This is a genomic window from Cellulomonas sp. FA1 (genome assembly GCF_000986825.1).
GTDB lineage: Bacteria > Actinomycetota > Actinomycetes > Actinomycetales > Cellulomonadaceae > Cellulomonas > Cellulomonas iranensis.
Map to the genome: position 1 here is coordinate 760,370 of NZ_LBMY01000001.1, position 24,363 is coordinate 784,732.

The window sequence follows — 24,363 nt, forward strand, 5'->3', positions numbered from 1 at the left end:
GCGCGACGCGCCCTGACGTCGCGCCGAGCGTCTGCGACCCTGGGCACGTGAGCACCCACCACCTCGTCATCCTGCGTCACGCCAAGGCCGAGCCGGGCGGCGCCGTGGTCGACCACGAGCGGCCGCTCGCGCTCGCGGGACGGCGGCAGGCGAGCGCGGTCGGTGCCGCGCTCGCCGAGGCCGGGCTCGCACCGACGCACGTGCTGTGCTCGTCGGCGCTGCGCACGCGGCAGACGTGGGAGCTCGTACGGACGCCGCTCGCGGCGGCAGGTGCGCCCGACGCCGCGGTCACGGTGACCGACGCGCTCTACGACGCGGGCGCGGCCGACGTGCTCGGGCTCGTGCGCGGCGTGCCGCAGGATGCGGCGACCGTGCTGGTGGTCGGGCACGAGCCGACCGTGTCGCACGTCGCCGACGCGCTGGCGGGCCCCGGGTCGGACGGCGGCGCCGTTGCGCGCGTGCGCCCCGGCGTGCCCACCGCGACGTGGAGCCTGCTGGAGGTCGACGGCCCGTGGGCCCGGCTCGACCTCGGCGCGGCGCGGCTCGTGGCGGTCCGCACGCCCTGAGGCGGCATCAGCGCTCGCAGAACGCGTCGAGCGCGAGCACGGCGTCGAGGCGGTCGCGGACGACCGCGTCGGCCGCGGCCGCGAGGACGGGCTTGGCGTTGAACGCGACGCCGGTCGCGGCGGCCGCGAGCATGTCGAGATCGTTCGCGCCGTCGCCGATCGCGATCGTGCGCTCCAGGGGGATGCCGGTGCGTCGCGCGTAGTCGGCGAGCGTCGTCGCCTTGGCCGCGCGGTCGACCACGGGGCCGTCGACGCGGCCCGTGAGCCGCCCGTCGCGCACCTCGAGCCGGTTGGCGTGCACGAGCTCGATGCCGAGCCCCGCCGCGAGGGGCGCGACGACCTCGACGAACCCCCCGGACACGAGGCCGACCGGCCAGCCGCGGCGCTGCAGCTCGGCCACGAGCTCGCGCGCGCCCGGCGTGAGCTCGGCCTCGGCGAGCACGTCGTCGAACACGGTGACCGGCAGGCCCGCGAGCGTCGCGACGCGCTCGTGCAGCGACTGCGCGAAGTCGATCTCGCCGCGCATGGCGCGCTCGGTGATCGCCGTGACCAGGTCCACCGACCCGGCGCGCGCGGCGAGCATCTCGACGACCTCGCCCGTGATGAGGGTCGAGTCGACGTCCATGACGACGAGGCGTCGCGTGTCGGCGGGCGCGGCGGGGCGGGTGTCCACGACCGGCAGGGTAGTGGCGGCCGGTCGGTGCCCGCGGCGGCGTCCGCAGGGTGTGCGGACGCCGCCCTCCCGCCGGCACCCGCCGACGGGAGGGCGCGGTTCAGTCCGTGATGATCGTGCCCTTGGGGACGACCGTGATGCCGCTGTCGGTCACCGTGAAGCCGCGCGCGCGGTCGTGCTCGGGGTCGAGGCCGATGCGGGCACGCTCCGGCACGACGACGTTCTTGTCGAGGATCGCGCGGTGGATCTGCGCGTACCGCTCGACCTGCACGCCGTCCATGAGCACCGAGTCGGTGATCTGCGCCCACGAGTGCAGCCGGATGCCGGGGGACAGCACCGACCCCGACACGGTCGCGCCCGACACGACCACGCCGGGGGAGACGATCGAGTCCGCGGCGTGCCCCAGGCGGCCCGCGCCCGCGTGCACGAACTTCGCGGGCGGCAGGCCCGTGTAGCCCGTGTACAGCGGCCACGCGTCGTTGTAGAGGTTGAACACCGGCTCGACCGAGATGAGGTCGTGGTTCGCGTCGAAGTACGACTCGATCGTCCCGACGTCACGCCAGTAGTCGCGGTCGCGGTCGGTCGAGCCGGGCACGTCGTTGCGGATGAAGTCGTACACGCCGGCCGTCCCGCGCTCGACGAACCACGGCACGATGTCCCCGCCCATGTCGTGGCGCGAGTTCACGTTCTCGGCGTCGACCGTCACCGCCTCGACCAGGGCGTCGGCGTTCGCGACGTAGTTGCCCATCGAGGCCAGGATCTCCAGCGGGGAGTCCGGCACGGGCGTCGGGTCGGACGGCTTCTCGCGGAACGCGGCGATGCGCGACGGGTCGCCGGGGACGGTCTCGATGACGCCGAACTGGTCGGCCATGCCGATGGGCTGCCGGATGCCCGCGACGGTCAGCTCGGCGCCCGAGTCGATGTGCGCGTCGACCATCTGCGAGAAGTCCATGCGGTAGACGTGGTCGGCGCCGACCACGACCACGATGTCGGGGCGCTCGTCGTCGATGATGTTGAGGCACTGGTAGATCGCGTCCGCGCTGCCCAGGTACCAGTGCTTGCCGACGCGCTGCTGCGCGGGCACCGCCGCGACGTAGTTGCCGAGCAGCGACGACATGCGCCACGTCTTGGACACGTGCCGGTCGAGCGAGTGCGACTTGTACTGCGTGAGCACGATGACGTGCAGGTACCGCGAGTTGATGACGTTCGACAGGGCGAAGTCGACGAGGCGGTAGATGCCGCCGAAGGGGACCGCGGGCTTCGCGCGGTGCGCGGTGAGCGGCATGAGCCGCTTGCCCTCCCCTCCGGCGAGGACGATGGCGAGGACACGCGGCGCTGGCATGTGCCCAACCTAGGCCCGAGACGCGTCCCGGGCGAGGTCACCGCGCCGCCGGGCGCTAGCGTGTCGCCTGGAGACCGGCGGTGGGCCGGTCACGACGGGAGGATCCGGTGCGCGTCGACCTGCTGACCCGCGAGTACCCGCCGCACGTGTACGGGGGCGCGGGCGTCCACGTGGCGGGCCTGACCGCGGTGCTGCGCGAACGCGTCGACGTGCGCGTGCACTGCTTCGACGCGCCCGTCGCGGAACCGGGCACGTACGGCTACGACGTGCCGGGCGGCCTCGCGGGCGCCAACCCGGCGCTCGCGACCATGGGCGTCGACCTCGCGATCGTCGACGGCATCGGGCGCGTCGACGGCGACGGGGCGCCGACCGACCTCGTCCACTCGCACACCTGGTACGCGAACCTCGCCGGGCACCTCGCGTCGCTGCTGCACGGAGTGCCGCACGTGCTGACGGCGCACAGCCTCGAGCCGCTGCGGCCGTGGAAGGCCGAGCAGCTCGGCGGCGGGTACGCGCTGTCGTCCTGGGTCGAGCGGACCGCCTACGAGTCGGCCGCGGCGATCATCGCCGTCAGCGGCGGCATGCGCGCCGACATCCTGCGCTCGTACCCCGCGGTGGACCCCGCGCGCGTGCACGTCGTGCACAACGGCATCGACCTCGACGGCTGGCGGCGCCCGACGTCGGACGACGACCTCGCGCACGCGCGCGCCGTCGTGCAGGGCCTGGGCATCGACCCCGACCGCCCGGCCGTGGTGTTCGTGGGCCGCATCACGCGCCAGAAGGGCCTGCCGTACCTGCTGCGCGCGGTCGAGGCGCTGCCCGCCGACGTGCAGGTCGTGCTGTGCGCGGGCGCCCCCGACACGCCCGAGATCCTCGCGGAGGTCACGGGCCTCGTCGAGGACCTGCGCACGCGGCGCACCGGTGTGGTGTGGATCGACAAGATGCTGCCGCGCGACGAACTCGTCGCTGTCCTCGCGCACGGCACGGTGTTCGCGTGCCCGTCGGTCTACGAGCCGCTCGGCATCGTCAACCTCGAGGCCATGGCCGTCGGGCTGCCGGTCGTGGGCACCGCCACGGGCGGCATCCCCGAGGTCGTCGACGACGGCGTGACGGGCTGGCTCGTGCCGATCGAGCAGGTGCAGGACGGCACCGGCACGCCGGTCGACCCCGAGCGCTTCGTGGCGGACCTGGGGGCCGCGCTCGTCGAGGCCGTGTCCGACCCGGCGCGCGCGGCCGCGTGGGGGGTCGCGGCGCGCCGGCGCGTCGAGGACCACTTCTCGTGGCACGCGATCGGCGAGCGCACGCTCGAGGTCTACCGGGGCGTGCTGGAGCGCTGAGCGTCGGCGGTCAGCCGCGGCGCAGCTGCGTCGCGGCGGCCGCCATCGCGCGGCGCGCGACCCGGTCGACCTCGCGCAGCGCGGTCGACCGCTGGTCGGCCTGCCACAGGTTCACCGCGCCGCCGTCGTCCTGCGTCGCGAGCGCGACGATCGCGCGCAGCCGCGCGGCGCTCGACAGCACGCGCACGCGCTGGCCCGCGACCCCGCCCGGCAGGCGCCCCGCGGGCAGCGCGCCGTCGCGCACCGAGGCGATGTCGTCGGCCGCGTCGGGCCGCCAGCGCTCGACCCCGAGCTGCACGAGCGCCTCGGTCGCGGTGAGCAGGCCCTGCCGCAGGTCGCGCTCGGCGTCCTCGAGCGTGCCGACCTGCGCCCACACGGCGGTGCGCCAGTCCGGCACGGGGGAGGTCTGCCACGTCACCAGGTGGCCGGGCTCGAGGTCGGACCCGAACCGCTCGACCTCCGGCACGAGCGCGAGCGAGCGCGCGCCGGCGCGCAGCAGCACGCACTCCCCGGCCTCGACGGCGGCGCCCGAGACCTCGGGCGGTGCCGCGACGGGCTCGCCGGGCACGGGCAGCAGCACGGCGACCTCGTCGACCGGGGAGCCCAGCCACGTGAGCCACGCGTCGAGCGCGAGCGTCTCGCCCTCGGACGTCACGGCGTGCGGCTCGTCGTCGTGCTGGACCGCGGCCAGCGCGCCGTCCCGGGAGCCGGGGGCCGTGAGCCACAGCGCGAGCAGGACGGAGCGGGGCAGGTCGAGCGAGGCAGCCACGGCACCACGGTAGGTGGTGCCGCGGCGTGCTCCGAACGACGTGCCCGCGACCCGGTCGCGCGCCGGAGACTCCCGGGTCAGCCGATCGCGTGCACGGGGGCCGCGAGCGGCACGCCCGACCCGTCGCGGCGCTCGTCGAGCGTCGGCAGGTCCACGGGCTGCCCGCCCGCGCCCGTCGCCCGCGCGGGTGCGGGGCCCACGTGCGCGAGGATCAGCGCGTCCTCGCCCTTGAGGAACCGGTGCGAGCGGACGCCGCCCGTCGCGCGGCCCTTGCCGGGGTACGCCGAGAACGGCGTCACCTTGGCGGCGCCGGCCTGCGTGCCGGGCAGCGCGGTCGACGTGCCGGACACCGTCACGACCACGGCGTCGTCCTGCGGCCGCACGACCGCGAACTCGACGACGCGGGCACCGGCGGCGAGGTTGATGCCCGCCATGCCGCCGGCCGCGCGGCCCTGCGGCCGCACCTGGGACGCGGGGAAGTGCAGCAGCGACGAGTCCGAGGACACGAGCACGAGCTCGTCCTCGTCACTCGCCAGGGCGGCCGCGACGACCTCGTCGCCGTCGCGCAGGCCGATCGCCTCCCACGTGTCCCGGTTGGCCGGGACGTCGCCGGGCACGACGCGCTTGACGACGCCCTGCACGGTCGCGAGCGCCACGGGCGGCGCGTCGGCGCCCAGCGGCACGAGCGCCAGCACGCGCTCGCCGGTCTCGAGCGCGACCGCCTCGCCGACCGGCAGGCCGCCCGAGAGCGACGGCGGGCCGTCGGTGGGCGGCATGGTCGGCAGCTCCAGCACCGACAGCCGCACGACGCGGCCGCGGTTCGTCAGCGCGCCCACCTCGGCGCGCGCGGTCGTCGCGAGGGCCGACGCGACCACGTCGTGGCGGCTGCGCACCGTGCCGTCGCCCCGCACGGGCTCGACGTCCTCGGCGGTGCGGGCCAGCAGACCCGTCGCCGACAGCAGCGCCCAGCACGGCGTGTCGGGGATCTCCAGGGGCGCCGCGGCGGCCTTCGCCGACGTCGGCGCGCCCGCGGCGCCCGCGAGGCCCGTGCCGCCCGCGTGCTCGAGCAGGACCGTGCGGCGCGGCGTGCCGTACGTCGCGGCGACCTCGGCCATCTCGTCCGAGACGACCGTGCGCAGCAGCGCGTCGTCGCCGAGGATCGCCTGCAGCCGGGCGATCTCCTCGACCAGCTCGTCGCGCTCGCGCTCGAGCTCGAGGCGCGAGAACCGCGTCAGGCGGCGCAGCCGCAGCTCGAGGATGTACTCGGCCTGCGGCTCGGACAGGTCGAACACCGACCGCAGGCGCGTGCGCGCGGTCTCGGCGTCGTCCGACGTGCGGATGACCTGGATGACCTCGTCGATGTCGAGGATCGCCACGAGCAGACCCTCGACGAGGTGCAGGCGCTCCTGCCGCTTGGCCAGCCGGTACGACGTGCGACGACGCACGACCTCGAGGCGGTGGTCGACCCACACGCGCAGCAGGTCGACCAGGCCGAGCGTGCGCGGCTGCCCGTCGACCAGCGCCACGTTGTTGATCGAGAACGAGTCCTCGAGCGGCGTGTACCGGTAGAGCTGCTCGAGCACGGCCTCGGGGTGGAAGCCGGTCTTGACCTCGATGACCAGGCGCAGGCCGTGCTGCCGGTCCGTGAGGTCGACCGCGTCGGCGATCCCGGAGAGCTTCTTGTTCTGCACGCCCTCCTTGATCTTCTCGATGACCTTCTCGGGCCCGACCATGTACGGCAGCTCGGTGACGACGATGCCCTTGCGGCGCGGCGTGACGTTCTCGACGCGCGCGGTCGCCCGCGTGCGGAACGCGCCACGGCCCGTGCGGTACGCGTCGCGCACGCCGTCGAGGCCGACGATCTTGCCGCCCGTCGGCAGGTCCGGCCCGGGCACGAAGCGCAGCAGGTCCTCGAGCGTCGCGTCGGGGTGCAGCACGAGGTGCCGCGCGGCCGCGACGACCTCGACGAGGTTGTGCGGCGCCATGTTCGTCGCCATGCCGACCGCGATGCCCGACGTGCCGTTGACCAGCAGGTTCGGGATCGCCGCCGGCAGCACGCCCGGCTGCTGGAGCTTGTTGTCGTAGTTGGGGACGAAGTCGACGACGTCCTCGTCGAGCCCCTGCGTCATCGCGACCGCTGCGGGCGCCATGCGCGCCTCGGTGTACCGCGACGCGGCGGGGCCATCGTCGAGCGAGCCGAAGTTGCCGTGCCCGTCGACCAGCGGCAGCCGCAGCGAGAACGGCTGCGCGAGCCGCACCATCGCGTCGTAGATCGCCGAGTCGCCGTGCGGGTGCAGCTTGCCCATGACCTCGCCGACCACGCGCGCCGACTTCACGTACGGGCGGTCGGGGCGCAGGCCCATGTCGGCCATCTGGTAGACGATGCGCCGCTGCACGGGCTTGAGGCCGTCGCGCGCGTCCGGCAGCGCGCGCGAGTAGATGACCGAGTAGGCGTACTCGAGGAACGAGCCCTCCATCTCGGTCGCGACGTCGACGTCGACGATCTTCTCGACCAGGTCCTCGGGCGGCAGGTCGGGGGTCGCGGGACGACGCGCCATGGGCTGGTTCGCTCCTCGGTGCTGCGGTGCGGGCGGTGGGACGGGGCCCCGCCGCCGACGACGGACGGCCCTCGTGGTGCATTCTCCCCGTGCCGGGGGAGTCATCGGCGCAGCCGCGCCGCTAGCCTGGCGGGCATGGCCGACGTCGACCCCGGAGACGGGCACTTGGGCCCGGCGGCCGAGGGGGCCGCCGGAGCGGCACCCTACCCCGCGGGCTGGGAGGCGGACGTCGTCCTCACCGACGGCTCCACGACCCGCCTGCGTCCCATCCGCCCCGAGGACGCCGACGCGCTGCAGGCGTTCCACGTCGGGCAGTCCGAGCGCTCGACGTACCTGCGGTTCTTCGCCCCGCTCGAGCGGCTGTCGGACCGGGACCTCGACCGCCTGGTGCGGGTCGACCACGTGGACCGGGTCGCGCTCGTCGCGCTCACGGGCGCACCCGACGCCGACGAGCCCGAGCGCATCATCGGCGTCGCGCGCTACGACGTCGTCGAGCCCGAGACCGCCGAGGTCGCGTTCAACATCGCCGACGCCCACCAGGGCAAGGGCCTCGCGTCGGTGCTGCTCGAGCACCTGGCCGCCGCGGCGCGCGAGCGCGGCGTGCGCCGGTTCGTCGCCGAGGTGCTGCCGCAGAACGGGCGCATGCTCGCGGTCTTCAGCGAGGCCGGGTACGAGGTGCGCCGGCGCACCGAGGACGGCGTCGTGCAGGTCACGTTCGGCATCGACCCGACGGACCGGTCGCTGGCCGTCGCGGCCGACCGCGAGCACCGCGCCGAGGCGCGGTCGATGCGCGCGCTGCTGACGGCGCGCAGCGTCGTGGTGGTCGGCCCCGGGCCCGAGCCCGAGCGCCCGCTCGCGGCGCGGCAGGCCGAGCGCGTCGTCGAGGGCCTGGCCGCCGCGGCGCGCGCCGGCACGATCGCGGTGCACGCGGTCGGCGTCGGCCACGGCGAGGGCCTCGGGGACGACGGCGTGCACCGGCACCGCCGGGTCGACGACGTGCCCGGGCCGGTCGAGCTCGCGGTCGTCGCGCTCCCGGCCGCGCAGGTGCTCGACACCGCGCGCCGGCTCGGTGCGCTGGGCGTGCGCGGGCTCGTGCTGCTGTCGGGCGGGTTCGCCGAGGCGGGGCCCGAGGGGCTCGCGCGGCAGCGGCTGCTGCTGGGCGTCGTGCACGGCGCGGGCATGCGGCTCGTCGGCCCGTCGTCGTTCGGGCTGCTCGCGACGCACGACGGCACGACGCTCGACGCGTCGCTCGCGGTCCGACCGCCGCGCCCCGGGCGCATCGGCCTGTTCTGCCAGTCGGCGCCGTTCGCGGTGACGCTGCTCGCGGCGGTCGAGCGGCGGGGCCTGGGGCTCGCGCAGCTCGTGTCGGCCGGCCACCGGGCCGACGTGTCGGGCAACGACGTCATGCAGTTCTGGGGCGAGGACGAGGGCACCGACGTCGTCGCCCTCTACCTCGAGTCGATCGGCAACCCGCGCAAGTTCACGCGCGTCGCGCGGCGCCTCGCGTCCCACAAGCCGGTCGTCGTGGTCGCGGCCGGCCGCACGGGCCACGTCGTGCCGCCCGGTCACGCGGTGCGGCCCACGCGCGCACCGCGCCGCACGTTCGAGGAGGTGCTGCGCCAGTCCGGCGTCGTGCGCGTCGAGAACGTGCACCAGATGCTCGACGTCGTGCAGCTGCTCGCGCACCAGCCGCTGCCGCGCGGCAAGCGCGTCGCGATCCTCGCGAGCTCGACGGGCGTCGCCGCGCTCGTGGCCGAGGCCGCGTCCGCCGCCGGGCTCGTGGTGACCGACCGCGTCGAGCGCATCGCCGAGGACGCGCGCGCCGACGAGGTGCGCGACGCGGTCGAGCGCGTCTACGGCGACCCGGGCGTCGACGTCGTGGTGGCCGTGCGCGTGCCGACGCTGGGCGTGCCGGACCCCGTGCTGCCGCGCGAGGTGGCCCGCGCCGCCGCGCGCACGGGGCTCACGACGGTGGCCTGCATGTTCGACCTGCACGGGCTCACCGCCGAGCTCGCGGCCACCGACCCCGAGGGGCGCGTGCGCACCGTGCCCGCCTACGCCGCGCCCGAGGACGCCGTGCTCGCGCTCGGCCACGCCGCGCGCTACGCGGCCTGGCGCGCGGCCGACCGCGGCACCACCGTGCACCCGACGGGCGTCGACCTGCGGGCCGCGCGTCGGCTCGTCGCGCGCGCGCTCGCGGAGTCCGGCGCGACCGACGGCGCCCCCGTGCCGCTCGACGCCGCGCAGACCGCCGAGCTGCTCGCGACGGTCGGCGTGCACGTGTGGCCCTCGATCCGCGTGCACGACGCCGACGAGGCCGTCGCGGCCGCCGAGCGGCTCGGCTGGCCCGTCGCCGTCAAGACGACCGTGCCCGCCCTGCGGCACCGGGCGGACCTCGGCGGGGTCCGCCTCGACGTCGCCGACGAGGCGGAGCTGCGCGCGGACGTCGCGGGGATCCTCGCGCTCGCGGCCGACCACGACCCCGGCGCGGGCGTGCCGCCGATCGAGGTGCAGGCGATGGCCCCGCACGGCGTCGCGTGCGTCGTGCGGTCCGCCGAGGACCCGCTGTTCGGACCGCTGCTGAGCCTCGGCGTCGCGGGCGACGCGGCCGACCTGCTCGGCGACGTCGCCTACGCCGTGCCGCCCCTGACCGACGTCGACGTCGCCGAGCTCGTGCGGACGCCCCGCGCCGCACCCCGGCTGTTCGGGTACCGCGGGCTGCCCGCGCTCGACGTGCCCGCGCTCGAGGACGTCGTCGCGCGGGTCGCGGTGCTGGCCGACGCGCTGCCCGACCTGCGCTCGCTCGAGCTCAACCCCGTGGTCGTGTCGCCCACCGGACTGGCGGTGCTCGGTGCGCACGCGTCGGTCGCCCCCGCGGACCGGGCCGACGCCGCGCGCCGGCTCGCGCGCGCATGACCCGCGACGACCGCGGCGCGCGCCGGCGCGGGCCCTTCGCGCGCCCCCGCGGGCGTGCCCGCCCGGGCGCGCGGGGATGGGAGGATGGGACCGTGCCCGCCCTCTCCACACCGCTGCGTCACGACCTGGACCGCGCCGGCTACTACCCCGAGCTGGTCGCCGAGGTGCTCGAGCTCGCGCTCGCCGACGAGATCGTCGTGGCCCACCTGGTCCACCCCGAGACGACGTTCGACGGCGCCGAGGTGCGCCGGCACGTCACGGTCCTCGCGCTGACGCCGACGCGGCTCGTCGTCACGCACGTCGACGACCACCCCGCGGACTCCGAGCACCCGTCGCCCAGCGCGCAGGCCACGACCGAGGCCGTGCCGCTCGGCGAGCTTCGCTCGGTGGCGTTCACGCACGTCGTGCCCAACCCCCAGGAGCACCACGCGGGCGACGGCGCGGCCGAGCTGACGCTCGCGGTCGGCTGGGGCGCGGTGTCGCGCGTCGACCTCGAGCCCGCGACCTGCGGCGACCCGCAGTGCGACGCCGACCACGGCCTGAGCGGCTCGATCACGCCCGACGACGTCGTGGTGCGCGTGAGCGCCGCCGCCGAGGGGCGCGACGCCGTGCTCGCCGCGATGGCGTTCGGCCGGACGCTGTCGGCGGCGACGACGCGCCGGTGAGCGGCACGACGGCCGCCGCGCTGCCCGCGCCCGACGACCTCGTCGCCCCCGTGGCGCCGGGCGGTGACGCGCGCTCGATCACGCACGTGCTGCCCGCGCTCGGCGACGCGCTGGGCGTCGCCGTGCCCGGCGGCGCCGCGGCGCGGTCGTTGCTCGGGCTGCCCGACGCGCGGCGCGTGTGCGTCGTGCTGGTCGACGGGCTCGGGCACCTCAACCTCGCCGAGCGGGGCGGCCACGCGCCGTTCCTGCGCTCGCTGCTGGCGGGCTCCGAGCCGCTGGTCACGACGTTCCCGTCGACGACCGCGACGGCGGTCGCGGCCTTCGGCACGGGGCGGGGCCCCGGCACGACCGCGATGCTCGGGTACACCGTCCGCGTCCCCGCGACCGGTCGGCTCGGCAATCTCGTGTCCTGGACCGACATGCCGCCCGCCGCGCAGTGGCAGCCGCACCCGACGGTCCTCGAGCGGTTCGCCGCGGCCGGCGTCGCGGTCACGAGCGTCGGGCCCGCGCGCTTCCAGGGGTCCGGCCTGACGGCGGCCGCGCTGCGCGGCGCGACGTACGCGCCCGCCGAGTCGCTCACGCAGCGCGTCGACGGCGTGCTGCGCGCGCTGCGCGAGCCCGGGCTGGCCTACCTGTACTGGCACGACGTCGACAAGACCGGCCACCACCACGGGTGGGGGTCGTGGCAGTGGGGCGAGGCGCTCACCGAGCTCGACGGCGAGCTCGCGCGCCTGGCCCGCTCGCTGCCGCGGGACACGCTGCTCGTCGTCACCGCCGACCACGGCATGGTCGACGTCGACCCGGCCCGGCGCCGCGACGTCGCGACCGACCCCGTGCTCGGCGCCGGCGTCGCCACCACGGGCGGCGAGCCGCGCGCGCTGCACCTGCACGTCACGCCGGGCACCGACCCCGGCGACGTGGCCGCGCGGTGGCGCGACGCGCTCGCGGACGACGCGGTGGTCCGCACGCGCGACGAGGCCGTCGCGGCCGGCTGGTTCGGCCCCGTGGACGCCCGCGTCCTGCCGGTCGTCGGTGACGTCGTCGTCGCGACGACCGGGGCGGCGACCGTCGTGGACTCGCGCACGCAGACGCCCGCGTCGATCGCCCTGCCGGGTGTCCACGGCTCCATGACCGCGCGCGAGATGCTCGTGCCGCTGCTGGTGCACCGGTGACCCGGAGGAGACGCTGATGGCCGAGCTGGTGTTCTTCTCCGGCACGATGGACTGCGGCAAGTCGACGCTCGCGCTGCAGATGCACCACAACCACGCCGCACGCGGTCGTGACGGCGTGCTGTTCACGCGGCAGGACCGCGCGGGCAAGGCGGTCATCTCCTCGCGCCTGGGCCTGCAGCGCGACGCGGAGGAGGTCGACGACACGACCGACTTCTGGGCCGAGGTCGTCACGCGCCGCACGCGCGGACGCGCGGTCGACTACCTCGTCGCCGACGAGGCGCAGTTCTACACGGCCGCGCAGGTCGAGCAGCTCGCCCGCGTGGTCGACGAGCTCGCGGTCGACGCGTATGCGTTCGGCATCACGACCGACTTCCGCGCGCGGCTCTTCCCGGGCTCGGCGCGGCTCGTCGAGCTCGCCGACCGGGTCGAGGTGCTGCAGGTGCGCGCGCTGTGCTGGTGCGGCGCCCGCGCGACCCACAACGCGCGCACCGTGGACGGCCTCATGGTCGTCGAGGGCGACCAGGTCGTCGTCGGCGACGTGGCGGCCGGTGCCGGCGAGGTCGCGTACGAGGTGCTGTGCCGTCGCCACCACGTGCGGCGCATGACGGCGCGGGTCGCCCGCGCGACCGTGCCGACCGGCCAGACGCTGCTGTTCGAGGACGACGACGCCGGCTGAGGCGGGCGTCCGCGCGTCAGCCGCGGATCGGGGGAACGCGCGGCGTCACTCGGGCTTGGCGCCGAACACGATCTCGTCCCAGCTCGGCACCTTGGCGCGCGTGCGCCGCGTCCGCCGCTCGGGCGCGGCCGGGCGCTCCGGCTCGGGTGCGGGCGCGTCGTCGGACGCCACCGGCTCGTCCGGCACGAGCGCGGGCACCGGAGCCGTCGGTGCGGCCGGCGCACGCTCGCCGCGCGGCGGCGTGAGCACGACGGCCTCGCGCCCCGGGTCGGCGTCGACGGGGTGCGCGCCGGGCACGTCGAGCTCGTGCGCCGTGGGCACGTCGTCACCGCCGCCGGGGCCGCTCGCCGAGAAGTCGAACGCGTGCTGCGGGCCGAAGCCCTCGAACTCCTCGTCGTCGCCCTCGAGCTCGAGGGGCTGCCGGACGCCGCGGCGCTGCCGCAGCTCGTCGAGCAGCACGTGCGTCGGCTCCGGCTCGGGTGCGGCCGGCTCCTGCATCGTGTCGAGGTCGAACACGACGTCGCGGACGGCCGCCAGGTGGCGCCGCGCCGCGGGCTCGTCGATCTCCGTCTCCGACAGCCAGCGGGCCTCGTCCTCGTCGGCCACGACCGTGCGGCGCACCGGGTCGTACGACCAGCGGGCCTCGCGCGGCTCCTCGGACACCACGAACCGCGCGACGACCGTCCACGGCCCCGTGCCCTCACGCGCGGCGTCCCACGACAGCGACGCGACGTCGACGCCGCGCGCCGCGAGGCGGTCCGTGACGAGCTCGCCCAGCAGCGGCGCCCCCGAGTCGCGGCCCACGCGCGTCGCGCGGGCCTGCTCGGCGACGTACTCGCGCTCGGCGAGCACGGGCCCCTCGTAGCGGCGGACCGACTCGACGGGCACGCCCGCGGCGTCGGCGACCTCCTGCGCGGTGGCACCGGCCCGGATGCGCGACTGGATCTCGCGCGGGCTCAGCGACCCCGCCTGCTCGGCCCGCAGCTGCTCGAGCTGCGGCCGGTCGCGGCGCACCGCCGCGCGCAGCGGGTCGTCGATGCGCACGCGGAAACGCTGCCCGTCGGCCGCGACCAGGACGAGGTGCTCCCCGTCCTCGTGGAGTCCGACCAGCTCCAGCTCACCCATACGACCTCCCGCTGTCCACGCAGGAGCCTGCCACCGATCCGCCCGGAACGCGTGCACCCCGGCCCGGTGCGCCGTGAGGTCGTCGTCACGTGCGGGAGGATGGCGCCGTGCTGCCCGAGCTGCCGGTCGAACCGGTCCTGGAGGTCGTCGGCGTCTTCGTGGCCGCCATGTCCGGCGCGCTCGCCGCCGTGCGCAAGCAGTTCGACCTGTTCGGGCTGCTCGTGCTGGCGTGGGCGACCGGTCTGGGCGGCGGCGTGCTGCGCGACCTGCTGATCGGCGCCGTGCCGCCCGTCGGCATCAGCGACGTGCGGCTCATGGGCGCCGCGCTCGCGGGCGGGCTCGTCATGTACTTCGGCCACCCGCGCCTCGAGCGCGCGCGCCGCGTGATCGTCGTGCTGGACGCGGGCGCGCTCGCGCTGTTCGCGGTGGTCGGCACGGTCAAGGGGCTCGAGCACGGCACGACCGCGCTCGCCGCGATCGTCGTGGGCGTGCTCACGGGCGTCGGCGGCGGGATCCTGCGCGACCTGCTCACGGGCGAGGTGCCGGTCGTCCTGCACCACCGTCAGCTCTACGCGGTGCCCGCGCTGCTCGGGTCGGCCGCGACGGTCGCGCTGTGGCACCTGGGGCTGGCCGGCGCCGTCGGCCTCTCCGCGGTCGCCGTCGGGGTGTTCGCGCTGCGCGTGCTCGCGCTGCGGTTCGACCTCAACGCGCCGGGGCCGTGGCGCGCACCGGGCGCCTCCCGCCAGCGATGACGGGCCCGGGGCCGGCGGCGGGCTGCGGCAGGATGGGTCCGTGACCGTCCCCGCCGCACCGTCCGTCACCGAGCTCGTCGCCGTCGCCGAGGAGGTCGCGCGCGCCGCCGGCCGCCTCGTGCACGACGGGCGCCCCGAGACCGTGGGCGTCGCCGCCACCAAGTCCAGCGCCGTCGACGTCGTCACCGCGATGGACCTCGCGAGCGAGGACCTCGTGCGCCGCACGCTCGCGCGGCTGCGCCCCGACGACGCCGTGCTCGGCGAGGAGGGGGGCAGCACCGCCGGCACCTCGGGCGTCACGTGGGTCGTCGACCCCATCGACGGCACCGTCAACTACCTCTACGGGCTGCCCGCGTACGCCGTGAGCGTCGCGGCCGTGGCCGGCGACCCCGACCCGGCCACCTGGACCGTGCTCGCGGGTTGCGTGCACGCACCCGCGACGGGGGAGACGTGGACCGCCGCGCGCGGCCACGGCGCCCGCCTGGACGGCCGCCCGCTCGCGCTGACGACCGCGCCCCCGCTGGACCGCTGCCTCGTCGGCACCGGGTTCGGGTACGTCGCGGACCGGCGCCGCGACCAGGCGCGCGTCCTGGCCGCGCTGCTCCCGCAGGTGCGGGACGTGCGTCGCATCGGCGCCGCCGCGATCGACCTCTGCCAGGTCGCGACCGGACGTCTCGACCTCTACTACGAGCGCGGCCTGCAGCCCTGGGACCTCGCCGCCGCGTCGCTCGTCGTGCAGGAGGCCGGCGGCGTCGTGCAGGGCCTGCGGGGCGCGCCCGCGGGGTCGGCGATGACCGTCGCGGGCGCCGCGGCGCGCGTCGGCGAGCTCACGACGCTGCTCGAGGACCTCGACGCCGACACCGGTCCGTGAGCGTGGGGCGGACCCGCGGGGCGCCCGGTCGCCCCGCGGGGGTGAGATCCGCCTCGTCCGGTCCGTCCCGAGGCGGCCTGGCCTGCGAGGACGTGGTCCGGTCGGTGACGGTTCGCCGGGTCTGACCACCTGGGCGCGCGTCCGTGTTCGCATCCGCGCCCGCGGTGGGGCACAATCCGTCCGCGCGGGGGGAACAAAACACTGCCGTGGTGCATTGATCCCGCGTACCACGACCCACTGCTGCAGAAGACGGAGTGTGACGCTCACACATGGCAACCGACTACGACGCCCCGCGCAAGACCGAGGAGGACCTGAGCGAGGACTCGCTCCAGGAGCTCCAGGCCCGGCGCTCCGACAAGAACTCGGGCGTGGTGGACGAGGACGAGACGGAGGCGGCCGAGGGGTTCGAGCTCCCCGGCGCCGACCTGTCCGGCGAAGAGCTGTCCGTCCGCGTCCTGCCCCGACAGGCCGACGAGTTCACGTGCTCGTCGTGCTTCCTGGTGCACCACCGCAGCCAGCTCGCGTACGAGCGCAACGGCCAGCCCGTGTGCTCGGAGTGCGCGGCCTGACGTCGCCCACGACGCCTCGACCGGCCGGTCGCCCCTGCGGGGGTGGCCGGCCGTCGTCGTGTCAGGCGGCCGGCGCGCCCGCGGCCTCGAGCGCCGCGACGAGCGCGTCCGGGCGCCGCGTCGAGACGATCCAGTAGGGCGTCGGGTCCTGCGGGTCCTCGACCTCGACCCGGACGCCGCCGCCGATCCACGACCGCAGGCACGCGAACGCGCGGGCGTCGAGCGCCGGTCCCAGCTCGGTGCGCAGAGCGGCGCGGTCCAGGACGCGCGGGGCGCGCAGCAGCGCGACGGGGATGCGCGCGTTCCCCGCGCGCAGCACGCCGGCGACCACCTCGACGCGGGGTGTCGTCAGGACCGCTCCCGCCAGGCCGGCGAGCAGCGCGGCGACGCCGACGACGAGCGCGAGCCGTGCGTCGACGGGGACGAACGCGACCCCGAGCACGCCCGCGAACGCGACGACCCCGCCCCAGCCCACGGCGCCCGGCCACAGCCGCTCGCGGAAGGGCGCGCCCACGGCGGCGGTGCGCGGCGACGGGGGCTCGGACGAGACGGGCGTGACCGGGTCGGGCGTCGGGGTCATGCGCACAGGATCTCATCGTCGCCGGGCCGCGGGCGTCGTCCCGGACGGCAGCCGCACCGCGACGCGCGCGTCGCGGCGCCCCGGGCGCGGTAGGGTCGGCCCCCGTGACCGGGACCCACCGCACCGAGGACGTCCAGGTGCTGCTGCAGCGCCTCGACGCGGACCTGCCCGCCCCCGCGTACGCGCACCCCGGTGACGCGGGCGCCGACCTGGTGGCGCGCGTCGACGTCGTGCTCGGCCCGGGTGAGCGCGCGACCGTCCCCACCGGTGTCGCCATCGCGCTGCCCGAGGGGTACGCCGCGTTCGTGCACCCGCGCTCGGGCCTCGCGGCGCGCCACGGCCTCACGGTCGTCAACGCGCCCGGCACGGTGGACGCCGGGTACCGCGGCGAGATCGCCGTGACGCTGCTCAACACCGACCGCGAGCAGCCGCTCGAGCTGCGCCGCGGCGACCGCATCGCCCAGCTCGTCGTGCAGCGCGTCGAGCACGCGAGGTTCGTCGAGGTCGCGCAGCTGCCGGGCTCCGTGCGCGGTGCGGGCGGGTTCGGCTCGAGCGGCGGCTGGGCCGGCGCGGGTGCCGGAGCAGGCGCGGGCGCGGGCGCCGGGACCTGACGCGGGACCGGCCCCTGCGCCGGGATCGGAACTACTGTCGACGTCGCGGTCGTTGTGACGTCAGAGGACTGCAGGACGAGGGCGCTCGGCGCCGGTCGGAGGAAGCGAACGTGGGTCTGTTCCGTCGTGGCCCCAAGGAGGACGACGCGCGCGACGCCGCCGTCGACGTCCCGCAGGACGCCGCCGTCGCCGAGGTCGAGGCGGCCCCCGAGCTCGGTGACGCCCGCGGACCGTGGGACGTCGACGCGACGCACCCCGAGATGCCGCGCGTCGACCTCGGCGCCATCCGGCTGCCGCAGGTCGACGGCATGGAGGTGCGCCTCGAGGTCGACAAGGCGACCAACGTGGTGTCCGCGGTCGCCGTGCTCCTCGACGGGTCGTCGCTGCAGCTCCAGGCGTTCGCCGCGCCCCGGACCGAGGGCATCTGGGACGAGATCCGCGAGGAGATCGCCGCCTCGATCACGCAGCAGGGCGGCACCGTCGACGACCTGCCCGGCCCGTACGGCCGCGAGCTGCTCGCGCGGCTGCCCGTGCGCACCCCCGAGGGGCGCACGGGTCACCGCCCGGCACGGTTCCTCGGCACGGACGGACCGCGCTGGTTCCTGCGCGGCGTGCTCACCGGCCGTGCGGCGGTCGAGCCGGACGCGGCCGGGCGGCTCGAGGACCTCTTCGGGCAGGTCGTCGTCGTGCGCGGCACCGACGCCCGGCCCCCGCGGGACCTGCTGCCGCTGCAGCTGCCCGGCGGCGCCACGCCGCCGCCCCCGCCCGCGGCCCCCGCCTCGCGCCGCCCGAGCGCGGGCCCGAGATCACGGAGATCGGATGACCACGCTGCGCGACCGCGTGCGCAAGGCCCTCGCCTCGCAGGCCGAGATCGAGGCCGACGAGGAGCGCGCCGACGCCGTGAGCGTGCCCGGGTGCTGCCCGGTCGACGCGCTGCCGCACCGCGCGCGCGCCTCGGTGTCCGGCGTGCTGCGCTCCGTCACGCTGCGGCCGCGCGAGGGCGTGCCCGCGCTCGAGGCCGAGCTGTACGACGGCTCCGGGACGCTCGACCTCGTGTGGCTCGGCCGGCGCAGCATCGCCGGCATCGAGCCCGGCCGGCGGCTCAAGGTCGACGGGATGGTGTGCCTCGTCGACGGCCGCCGCACGATCTTCAACCCGCGCTACGAGCTGCGCGCCCGACCGGGGGAGTGACCCGATGACCGCACCGCGCGACGACGCCCGTGACGACGAGCCGGTCGTCCTCGACGCGGTCGACGACGTCGTGCCGCCCGAGGAGGGCGGCGCCCGCGGCCTGCGGTCGCTGACGGCCGAGCAGTTCTCGGCCGTCGACGCGCTCGGCGGCGTGCGCGGCATGGTCGAGGCGGTCGCGCCCGGGCTGCTGTTCGTCGTGGTCTACATCGCGGCGGGTCAACGCCTGCAGCCCGCGCTGATCTCGGCGGCCGCCGCCGCGGCGCTCGCGGTCGTCGCGCGTCTCGTGCAGCGCACGCCCGTGACGCAGGCGTTCTCGGGCGTGCTCGGCGTGGGCGTCGGCGTGATCTGGGCGTGGCGCACCGGCGACGCGGGCGACTACTTCGCGTACGGCCTCATCGTCAACGCCGCCTACCTCGTGGGCACGCTCGCGACGATCGTCGTCGGGTGGCCGCTCGTCGGGCTCGTCGTCGGGATGTTCAGCAACCGCGGCCCGCTCGCGGGCGGCACGTGGGGCGGTGCGCTCGAGTGGCGCGCGGAGCCCGCGCTGCGCCGCCGCTACGCGCTCGCGACCTGGCCCTGGGTGGCGATGTTCGGGGTGCGCCTGCTCGTGCAGCTCCCGCTCTTCCTCGCCGGTCAGGTCGTGTGGCTGGGCACGGCGAAGCTCGCGATGGGCCTGCCGCTGACCGCCCTGACGCTGTGGCTCAGCTGGATGCTGGTCCGCGGGTCAGCAGGCGCTCGAGCGCCTGCTCGTCCGCCTCGTGCCCCGTGACGAACAGCAGCTCGTCACGGCCCTCGAGCGTGTCGTCGGGGCTCGGCGCCAGCGGGCGCGCGTCGCGGACGATGCACGCGAGCACGGTGTCCGCGGGCCACTCGACCTGACCGACGCGCACGCCCGCGAGGGGTGAGCCCTCGGGCAGCGTGAGCTCGAGGATGTCCGCCTTCGACTGGTGGAACGTGAAGATCCGCACGAGGTCGCCGACGGCGACGGCCTCCTCGACCATCGCCGTCATGATGCGCGGCGTCGACACGGCCACGTCGACGCCCCACGCGTCGTCGAACATCCACTCGTTCTTCGGGTTGTTGACGCGCGCGACCGTGCGCGGCACGCCGAACTCCGTCTTCGCGAGCAGCGACACCACGAGGTTCGCCTTGTCGTCGCCCGTCGCGGCGACCATGACGTCGCACTCGTCGGCGCGGACCTCGCGGAGCGTGGGGAGCTCGCACGCGTCGGCCAGCAGCCAGTCCGCCTCGGCGACCTGCGCGACCCGCATCGCCGACGGCTGCCGGTCGATCAGCGTGACCTCGTGGTCGTGCGCGAGCAGCTCGCGCGCGATGGACCGGCCGACGGACCCGGCGCCGGCGATGACGACCCTCATGACTCCACCTTCGGGGGCGAGGTGAGCACACGCTCCACGGCCGGCGCGTCCTCGACGCGCAGCAGCAGGTGCACGGTGTCGCTCTCCTGCAGGACGGAACCGGCCGTCGGCAGGACGCCGTCGCCGTAGCGCGTGAGGTACGCGACGCGCGCGCCGCTGGCCTCCTCGAGCGCGCGCAGCGGGCGTCCCACCCAGCCGGCGTGCACGTCGACCTGCGCGAGCTGGATCTGCCCCGAGGCGTCGCGGTACTCGTCGGTCGTGCCCATCGGCAGCATGCGGCGCAGCACCTGGTCGGAGGTCCACCGCACGGTCGCGACCGTGGGGATGCCCAGGCGCTGGTAGATCTCGGCGCGGTGCGGGTCGTAGATGCGGGCCACGACGTTCTCCACGCCGAACGTCTCGCGCACCACGCGCGCCGCGAGGATGTTCGAGTTGTCGCCGTCGGACACCGCGGCGAACGCGTACGTGTCGTCGATGCCGGCCGTGCGCAGGGTGTCGCGGTCGAAGCCGAGGCCGGTGACCTTGTTGCCCTGGAAGTCGGCGTCGAGCCGGCGGAACGCGTCGGGGTTCTGGTCGATCACCGCGACCGAGTGGCCGCGGGCCTCCAGGGACTGCGCGAGCGTCGCCCCCACGCGCCCGCATCCCATGATGACGAAGTGCACAGCCGGTCACGCTATACCCCGCGGGCGCTCTCGCGCGCCCGTCGCGGCGGGTCCCGCGCGGGGCCTGTGAGCCGGGGGCCCCGCGGGCATACGATCGCTGCTCGTGTCGGACCTCGCAGACGCCGCCAAACGGCTCGTGCTCGGCCGGCCGGTCCGCAGCGACCGGCTGGGCCACACCCTCCTGCCCAAGCGCATCGCGCTGCCCGTCTTCGCGTCCGACGCGCTCTCGTCCGTGGCGTACGCGCCCGACGAGATCCTGCTGACGCTGTCGCTCGCCGGGCTCACGGCGCTGACCATCTCGCCGTGGGTCGGGATCGCGGTCGCGCTCGTGCTGCTCACGGTCGTCGCGTCGTACCGGCAGAACGTGCACGCCTACCCGTCGGGCGGCGGCGACTACGAGGTCGCGTCGGTCAACCTCGGGCCGCGCGCGGGTGTCACGGTCGCGAGCGCGCTGCTCGTGGACTACGTGCTCACGGTCGCGGTGTCGATCTCGTCGGGCGCGCAGTACGCGGCCACGGCGATCCCGGCGCTGCGCGGGCACGAGACGACGTTCGCGATCGGGCTGGTGGTCGCGCTGACGCTCGTCAACCTGCGGGGCGTCAAGGAGTCGGGGACCGCGTTCGCGATCCCGGTGTACCTGTTCATGGCGGCGATGGGGTCGATCGCCGTGGTCGGGGCCGTCCGCTACTTCACCGGCACGCTGCCCGCCGCCGAGAGCGCGGGCTTCGGCGTCGCGTCGGAGCCCGGGTTCGACCAGGGCCTCATGGGGCTCGCCGGCGGCTTCCTGGTGCTGCGCGCGTTCGCGTCGGGCTGCGCCGCGCTGACGGGCGTCGAGGCCATCAGCAACGGCGTGCCGGCGTTCAAGAAGCCCAAGTCCCGCAACGCCGCGACGACGCTGCTGCTGCTCGGGTCGATCTCGATCGCGATGATCCTGTCGATCCTGCTGCTCGCGCAGGCCACGGGCGTGAAGTTCGTCGACGACCCGGCGACGCAGCTGCTGCGCGACGGCGTGCCCGTCGGCGACGCGTACGAGCAGCACCCCGTCATCAGCCAGCTCGCGGCGTCGGTCTTCTCGGGCGTCGACGTGCTGTTCGTGGTGGTGTCGGTCGTGACGGGCCTGATCCTCGTGCTCGCCGCGAACACCGCGTTCAACGGGTTCCCCGTGCTCGGGTCGATCCTCGCCAAGGACGGCTACCTGCCGCGCCAGCTGCACACGCGCGGCGACCGCCTCGCGTTCTCCAACGGCATCCTCACGCTCGCCGCTGCCGCGATCGCGCTCATCTGGGCGTTCGACGCCCAGGTCACGCGGCTCATCCAGCTGTACATCGTCGGCGTGTTCGTGTCGTTCACGCTGTCGCAGCTGGGCATGGTCAAGCACTGGACCCGCGAGCTGCGCACCGAGCCGGAGCCGCGCGCACGGGCGCGCATGCGCCGCTCGCGCGTCATCAACACCGTCGGCCTCGGCATGACGGGCACGGTGCTCGTCATCGTGCTCCTCACGAAGTTCACGCACGGCGCCTGGATCGCGATCCTCGCGATGGCCCTGGTGTTCGTCGCCATGCAGGGGGTGCACGAGCACTACCGCCGCGTGCGCGCCGAGCTCGCGCTGGCCGACGACGAGCAGGGGGCACGCGCGCTGCCGAGCCGCGTGCACGCGGTCGTGCTGGTGTCGCACCTGCACCGCCCGACCATGCGCGCGCTGGCGTACGCCCGCGCGTCGCGCCCGAACGTGCTCGAGGCCGTCACCGTCGGGGTCGACGCGGACGACGTCGCCGCGCTGCGCGCGCAGTGGGACGCGGCCGACCTGCCGGTGCCGCTGCGCGTGCTGGACTCGCCGTTCCGCGAGATCACGCGCCCGGTGCTGACCTACGTGCGCTCGATCCGCCGCGAGAGCCCGCGCGACCTCGTCGTCGTGTACATCCCCGAGTACGTCGTGGGGCACTGGTGGGAGCAGCTGCTGCACAACCAGAGCGCGCTGCGCCTCAAGAGCCGTCTGCTGTTCACGCCCGGGGTGGTCGTGGCGTCCGTGCCGTGGCAGCTCGCGTCGAGCGAGGGGCAGACGGGGCTCGAGGACCCGGTCCGGGGTACCGTGCCGCGTGGCTACTGACACCCCCGGCGCGACGGTCGACCTCGAGATCGGGCCCGTGGCCCACGGCGGGCACTGCGTGGCCCGGCACGACGGGCGCGTCGTGTTCGTGCGGCACACCCTGCCGGGCGAGCGCGTCCGGGCGCGGCTCACCGACGCCGCGCCCGACGCGAAGTTCTGGCGCGCCGACGCGGTCGAGGTGCTCGACGCGTCGCCCGACCGCGTGCCGTCGGCGTGGCCCGCCGCCGGACCCGGCGGGGTCGGCGGGGGAGAGCTCGCGCACGTCGCGCTGCCCGCCCAGCGTGCCTGGAAGTCCGCCGTGCTGGCCGAGCAGCTGCGGCGGCTCGCGCGCGTCGACCTCGCCCCCGAGGTCGCGGGCGTCCCCGGGGACGACGAGCGCGGTGGCCTCGCGTGGCGCACGCGCATCGACCTGCACGTCGACGCCGAGGGGCGCGCCGGGATGCGCCGGCACCGGTCGCACACGGTGCTGCCGCTGGCCGACATGCCGCTCGCGAGCGAGCACGTCGCGGCCCTCGGCCTGTTCGACCGGCGGTGGCCGGCCGGCACCCGCGTCGAGGCGGTCGCACCCGCGGACGGCGCGACGCCGATCGTCCTGCTCGACGGCGCGCCGTTCGACCTGCACGCGAACCGGCCCGACCCCCGGCCGAACGCGCGCGCCGCCGTGCGCGAGCGGGTCGAGGTCGGTGCGGTGACCTACGAGTACCGCGTGGCCGCGGCGGGCTTCTGGCAGGTGCACCGGGGAGCGCCCGCGCTGCTCACGTCGCGCGTGCTCGACGCGGTGGGCGACGTCGCGGGTGCCACCGTGCTGGACCTCTACGCGGGTGCGGGGCTGTTCTCGTCGCCGTTGGCCGACGCGGTCGGTCCCGACGGTCGGCTCGTGGCGGTCGAGGGTGACGAGCGTGCCGTGCGGGACGCGCGGCGCAACGCGCACGACCGGCCGCAGGTCGAGCTGCACGCGGGGGACGTCGCCGACGTGCTGACGGGGCGGCGCGGCGGCGTGCCCGCCGCGGCCGCGGCCGACGTCGTCGTGCTCGACCCGCCGCGGACGGGTGCCGGCCGGCGCGTCGTCGAGGCGGTCGCCGCGCTGCGACCCGAGCGGATCGTCTACGTCGCGTGCGACCCGGCGGCACTGGCGCGCGACGTCGCCCTGCTCGCCGAGCGCGGGTGGACGGGGCTCGAGATCACGGGGCACGACCTGTTCCCCATGACGCATCACCTCGAGGCGGTCGCCGTCCTCACGCGCTGACGTGGCGTGCGTGCGCGCGGTCGTCGTGCTCCGCGGCGTCGGCCCGCGCGTCGGCGGGTGACAGCCGATCGGGCCCGACCCACGCGCAGCCGTGGCAGACCGCCCAGTGCACGACCGGCTCGTCCTCGTCGTCGTACTCGAGCTGGGCGCCGGCGGGTCGGGTCATGCGGGTCCTCCTGCGGGGGTGTCGGGCCGGACCGGGTCGCCGGTCCGGTCGTCGGGGCGCGGTTCGAACAGGTCGGTGCACGGCGTGTCGAGGCGGTCGGCGATCGCGCGGGCGAGCTGCGGCGTCACGGTGCGGAGCTGGCCGTTCTCGAGCTGCCACACCGTGGCCTGCGAGCGCCGCACGAGGAACGCGAGCTCGCGCTGGGTGAGCCGTCGCCGCACGCGCCGCTCGCGCAGCAGCGCCGGGTCCTTCACGCGCATCGACCTCTCCCCGTGTCGTCGGGCCGCCCATCATCGCCGCCCGGCGCGCGCACTGACAAGTGGTGTGCGCACCATGGATGCGCGCTGCGCACCGCGGTGCGCGCCACTTGTCGGGCGGTGGCCGCGGATCGCCGCTCCCATCTGCGACGATGGCCCCGTCGCTTGTCACGCAG

At 76.0% G+C, this 24,363-nt stretch carries 24 protein-coding genes and 1 pseudogene; 15 read left to right on the forward strand and 10 right to left on the reverse strand.

The features are described 5' to 3' along the window. Positions 1-47: 47 nt before the first annotated feature. On the forward strand, positions 48-566 hold the full coding sequence (locus GY42_RS03355) for a SixA phosphatase family protein (RefSeq protein WP_046528253.1): 519 nt from the start codon (positions 48-50) through the stop codon (positions 564-566). A gap of 7 nt (positions 567-573) precedes the next feature. Here the strand turns inward: GY42_RS03355 and serB are convergent, their stop codons facing one another. Together serB and GY42_RS03365 are read right to left on the reverse strand one after the other, a co-directional pair. After that, entirely contained in the window at positions 574-1,239 is a 666-nt protein-coding gene (gene serB, locus GY42_RS03360; RefSeq protein WP_269082295.1) for a phosphoserine phosphatase SerB, read from the reverse strand. A gap of 100 nt (positions 1,240-1,339) precedes the next feature. Beyond that, entirely contained in the window at positions 1,340-2,581 is a 1,242-nt protein-coding gene (locus tag GY42_RS03365) for a glucose-1-phosphate adenylyltransferase (protein ID WP_046528254.1), read from the reverse strand. Positions 2,582-2,688: 107 nt separating this feature from the next. Here GY42_RS03365 and glgA point away from each other — a divergent pair, with 107 nt between their 5' ends. Next, on the forward strand, positions 2,689-3,918 hold the full coding sequence (gene glgA, locus GY42_RS03370; RefSeq protein WP_046528255.1) for a glycogen synthase: 1,230 nt from the start codon (positions 2,689-2,691) through the stop codon (positions 3,916-3,918). A 10-nt stretch (positions 3,919-3,928) separates the two neighbouring features. Here glgA and GY42_RS03375 read toward each other — a convergent pair whose 3' ends face one another. Beyond that, complete coding sequence (locus GY42_RS03375; RefSeq protein WP_046528256.1) at positions 3,929-4,687, reverse strand: hypothetical protein; 759 nt, start codon at positions 4,685-4,687, stop codon at positions 3,929-3,931. 77 nt (positions 4,688-4,764) lie between these two features. Beyond that, positions 4,765-7,245 carry a DNA gyrase/topoisomerase IV subunit A gene (locus tag GY42_RS03380; RefSeq protein WP_046528257.1) on the reverse strand — a complete coding sequence of 827 codons (2,481 nt, stop codon included), beginning with the start codon at positions 7,243-7,245 and terminating at the stop codon, positions 4,765-4,767. 135 nt (positions 7,246-7,380) lie between these two features. Here GY42_RS03380 and GY42_RS03385 point away from each other — a divergent pair, with 135 nt between their 5' ends. The 4 genes from GY42_RS03385 to GY42_RS03400 all read left to right on the forward strand — a co-directional run bounded on the left by GY42_RS03385 (position 7,381) and on the right by GY42_RS03400 (position 12,674). Further along, the gene (locus GY42_RS03385) at positions 7,381-10,161 is read left to right on the forward strand and encodes a GNAT family N-acetyltransferase (RefSeq protein WP_046528258.1); all 2,781 of its coding nucleotides are present in this window, start codon (positions 7,381-7,383) and stop codon (positions 10,159-10,161) included. A 92-nt stretch (positions 10,162-10,253) separates the two neighbouring features. Continuing rightward, the gene (locus GY42_RS03390; RefSeq protein ID WP_046528259.1) at positions 10,254-10,826 is read left to right on the forward strand and encodes a DUF5998 family protein; all 573 of its coding nucleotides are present in this window, start codon (positions 10,254-10,256) and stop codon (positions 10,824-10,826) included. Continuing rightward, the gene (locus GY42_RS03395) at positions 10,823-11,998 is read left to right on the forward strand and encodes an alkaline phosphatase family protein (RefSeq protein ID WP_082131338.1); all 1,176 of its coding nucleotides are present in this window, start codon (positions 10,823-10,825) and stop codon (positions 11,996-11,998) included. The genes GY42_RS03390 and GY42_RS03395 overlap by 4 nt, the downstream gene beginning before the upstream one ends. Positions 11,999-12,014: 16 nt before the next feature. Next, positions 12,015-12,674 carry a thymidine kinase gene (locus GY42_RS03400; protein ID WP_046528260.1) on the forward strand — a complete coding sequence of 220 codons (660 nt, stop codon included), beginning with the start codon at positions 12,015-12,017 and terminating at the stop codon, positions 12,672-12,674. Positions 12,675-12,719: 45 nt separating this feature from the next. On the opposite strand, the gene sepH is transcribed toward GY42_RS03400, so the two are convergent. Further along, entirely contained in the window at positions 12,720-13,799 is a 1,080-nt protein-coding gene (sepH, locus tag GY42_RS03405) for a septation protein SepH (protein WP_046528261.1), read from the reverse strand. A 167-nt stretch (positions 13,800-13,966) separates the two neighbouring features. On the opposite strand from sepH, the gene GY42_RS03410 reads away from it, so the two are divergent. The 3 genes from GY42_RS03410 to GY42_RS03420 all read left to right on the forward strand — a co-directional run bounded on the left by GY42_RS03410 (position 13,967) and on the right by GY42_RS03420 (position 15,991). Further along, positions 13,967-14,551 (forward strand): trimeric intracellular cation channel family protein, encoded by a 585-nt coding sequence (locus GY42_RS03410; RefSeq protein WP_233421057.1) that lies wholly within the window; start codon positions 13,967-13,969, stop codon positions 14,549-14,551. A gap of 40 nt (positions 14,552-14,591) precedes the next feature. Beyond that, complete coding sequence (locus GY42_RS03415; protein WP_046528263.1) at positions 14,592-15,422, forward strand: inositol monophosphatase family protein; 831 nt, start codon at positions 14,592-14,594, stop codon at positions 15,420-15,422. 269 nt (positions 15,423-15,691) lie between these two features. Then, entirely contained in the window at positions 15,692-15,991 is a 300-nt protein-coding gene (locus GY42_RS03420) for a DUF4193 domain-containing protein (RefSeq protein WP_029287753.1), read from the forward strand. Positions 15,992-16,052: 61 nt separating this feature from the next. Here the strand turns inward: GY42_RS03420 and GY42_RS03425 are convergent, their stop codons facing one another. Then, positions 16,053-16,571: a DUF3093 domain-containing protein gene (locus GY42_RS03425; protein ID WP_046530490.1), complete on the reverse strand. Its 519-nt coding sequence runs from the start codon at positions 16,569-16,571 to the stop codon at positions 16,053-16,055. A gap of 104 nt (positions 16,572-16,675) precedes the next feature. On the opposite strand from GY42_RS03425, the gene dut reads away from it, so the two are divergent. The 4 genes and pseudogenes from dut to GY42_RS03440 all read left to right on the forward strand — a co-directional run bounded on the left by dut (position 16,676) and on the right by GY42_RS03440 (position 19,142). Then, entirely contained in the window at positions 16,676-17,182 is a 507-nt protein-coding gene (dut, locus tag GY42_RS03430; protein WP_046528264.1) for a dUTP diphosphatase, read from the forward strand. Between the two features lie 260 nt (positions 17,183-17,442). Then, positions 17,443-17,868: pseudogene (locus tag GY42_RS20105) on the forward strand (DUF3710 domain-containing protein); the annotation flags it as partial. A gap of 133 nt (positions 17,869-18,001) precedes the next feature. Further along, positions 18,002-18,373, forward strand: a complete 372-nt coding sequence (locus GY42_RS19575) for an OB-fold nucleic acid binding domain-containing protein (protein WP_046528265.1) — start codon at positions 18,002-18,004, stop codon at positions 18,371-18,373. Positions 18,374-18,377: 4 nt separating this feature from the next. Then, the gene (locus tag GY42_RS03440) at positions 18,378-19,142 is read left to right on the forward strand and encodes a DUF3159 domain-containing protein (RefSeq protein WP_046528266.1); all 765 of its coding nucleotides are present in this window, start codon (positions 18,378-18,380) and stop codon (positions 19,140-19,142) included. Here GY42_RS03440 and GY42_RS03445 read toward each other — a convergent pair. Both GY42_RS03445 and GY42_RS03450 read right to left on the reverse strand, forming a co-directional pair. Beyond that, a complete protein-coding gene (locus tag GY42_RS03445) occupies positions 19,075-19,749 on the reverse strand; it encodes a potassium channel family protein (protein WP_046528267.1) in 675 nt (224 codons plus the stop codon). The genes GY42_RS03440 and GY42_RS03445 overlap by 68 nt on opposite strands. Next, positions 19,746-20,396 carry a potassium channel family protein gene (locus tag GY42_RS03450; protein WP_046530491.1) on the reverse strand — a complete coding sequence of 217 codons (651 nt, stop codon included), beginning with the start codon at positions 20,394-20,396 and terminating at the stop codon, positions 19,746-19,748. Before GY42_RS03450 ends, GY42_RS03445 begins: the two co-directional genes overlap by 4 nt. A gap of 118 nt (positions 20,397-20,514) precedes the next feature. Here GY42_RS03450 and GY42_RS03455 point away from each other — a divergent pair, with 118 nt between their 5' ends. Continuing rightward, complete coding sequence (locus GY42_RS03455) at positions 20,515-22,518, forward strand: APC family permease (RefSeq protein ID WP_046528268.1); 2,004 nt, start codon at positions 20,515-20,517, stop codon at positions 22,516-22,518. After that, on the forward strand, positions 22,508-23,764 hold the full coding sequence (locus tag GY42_RS03460; RefSeq protein WP_046528269.1) for a class I SAM-dependent RNA methyltransferase: 1,257 nt from the start codon (positions 22,508-22,510) through the stop codon (positions 23,762-23,764). Before GY42_RS03455 ends, GY42_RS03460 begins: the two co-directional genes overlap by 11 nt. Here GY42_RS03460 and GY42_RS19295 read toward each other — a convergent pair. Further along, positions 23,754-23,930, reverse strand: a complete 177-nt coding sequence (locus tag GY42_RS19295) for a hypothetical protein (RefSeq protein WP_160309391.1) — start codon at positions 23,928-23,930, stop codon at positions 23,754-23,756. The genes GY42_RS03460 and GY42_RS19295 overlap by 11 nt on opposite strands. After that, positions 23,927-24,190 carry a helix-turn-helix domain-containing protein gene (locus tag GY42_RS03465; RefSeq protein WP_052748187.1) on the reverse strand — a complete coding sequence of 88 codons (264 nt, stop codon included), beginning with the start codon at positions 24,188-24,190 and terminating at the stop codon, positions 23,927-23,929. The genes GY42_RS19295 and GY42_RS03465 overlap by 4 nt, the downstream gene beginning before the upstream one ends. Between the last annotated feature and the right edge of the window lie 173 nt (positions 24,191-24,363).

What these genes read in the sequence shown, in the direction of transcription:
- GY42_RS03365 (WP_046528254.1), bottom strand. Translation starts at nt 2,581, where the DNA reads ATGCCAGCGCCGCGTGTCCTCGCCATCGTCCTCGCCGGAGGGGAGGGC.
- GY42_RS03380 (WP_046528257.1), bottom strand. Translation starts at nt 7,245, where the DNA reads ATGGCGCGTCGTCCCGCGACCCCCGACCTGCCGCCCGAGGACCTGGTC.
- GY42_RS03385 (WP_046528258.1), top strand. Translation starts at nt 7,381, where the DNA reads ATGGCCGACGTCGACCCCGGAGACGGGCACTTGGGCCCGGCGGCCGAG.
- GY42_RS03400 (WP_046528260.1), top strand. Translation starts at nt 12,015, where the DNA reads ATGGCCGAGCTGGTGTTCTTCTCCGGCACGATGGACTGCGGCAAGTCG.
- sepH (WP_046528261.1), bottom strand. Translation starts at nt 13,799, where the DNA reads ATGGGTGAGCTGGAGCTGGTCGGACTCCACGAGGACGGGGAGCACCTC.
- GY42_RS03410 (WP_233421057.1), top strand. Translation starts at nt 13,967, where the DNA reads ATGTCCGGCGCGCTCGCCGCCGTGCGCAAGCAGTTCGACCTGTTCGGG.
- GY42_RS03420 (WP_029287753.1), top strand. Translation starts at nt 15,692, where the DNA reads ATGGCAACCGACTACGACGCCCCGCGCAAGACCGAGGAGGACCTGAGC.
- GY42_RS03425 (WP_046530490.1), bottom strand. Translation starts at nt 16,571, where the DNA reads ATGACCCCGACGCCCGACCCGGTCACGCCCGTCTCGTCCGAGCCCCCG.
- GY42_RS19575 (WP_046528265.1), top strand. Translation starts at nt 18,002, where the DNA reads ATGACCACGCTGCGCGACCGCGTGCGCAAGGCCCTCGCCTCGCAGGCC.
- GY42_RS03440 (WP_046528266.1), top strand. Translation starts at nt 18,378, where the DNA reads ATGACCGCACCGCGCGACGACGCCCGTGACGACGAGCCGGTCGTCCTC.
- GY42_RS03445 (WP_046528267.1), bottom strand. Translation starts at nt 19,749, where the DNA reads ATGAGGGTCGTCATCGCCGGCGCCGGGTCCGTCGGCCGGTCCATCGCG.
- GY42_RS03450 (WP_046530491.1), bottom strand. Translation starts at nt 20,396, where the DNA reads ATGGGATGCGGGCGCGTGGGGGCGACGCTCGCGCAGTCCCTGGAGGCC.
- GY42_RS19295 (WP_160309391.1), bottom strand. Translation starts at nt 23,930, where the DNA reads ATGACCCGACCCGCCGGCGCCCAGCTCGAGTACGACGACGAGGACGAG.
- GY42_RS03465 (WP_052748187.1), bottom strand. Translation starts at nt 24,190, where the DNA reads ATGCGCGTGAAGGACCCGGCGCTGCTGCGCGAGCGGCGCGTGCGGCGA.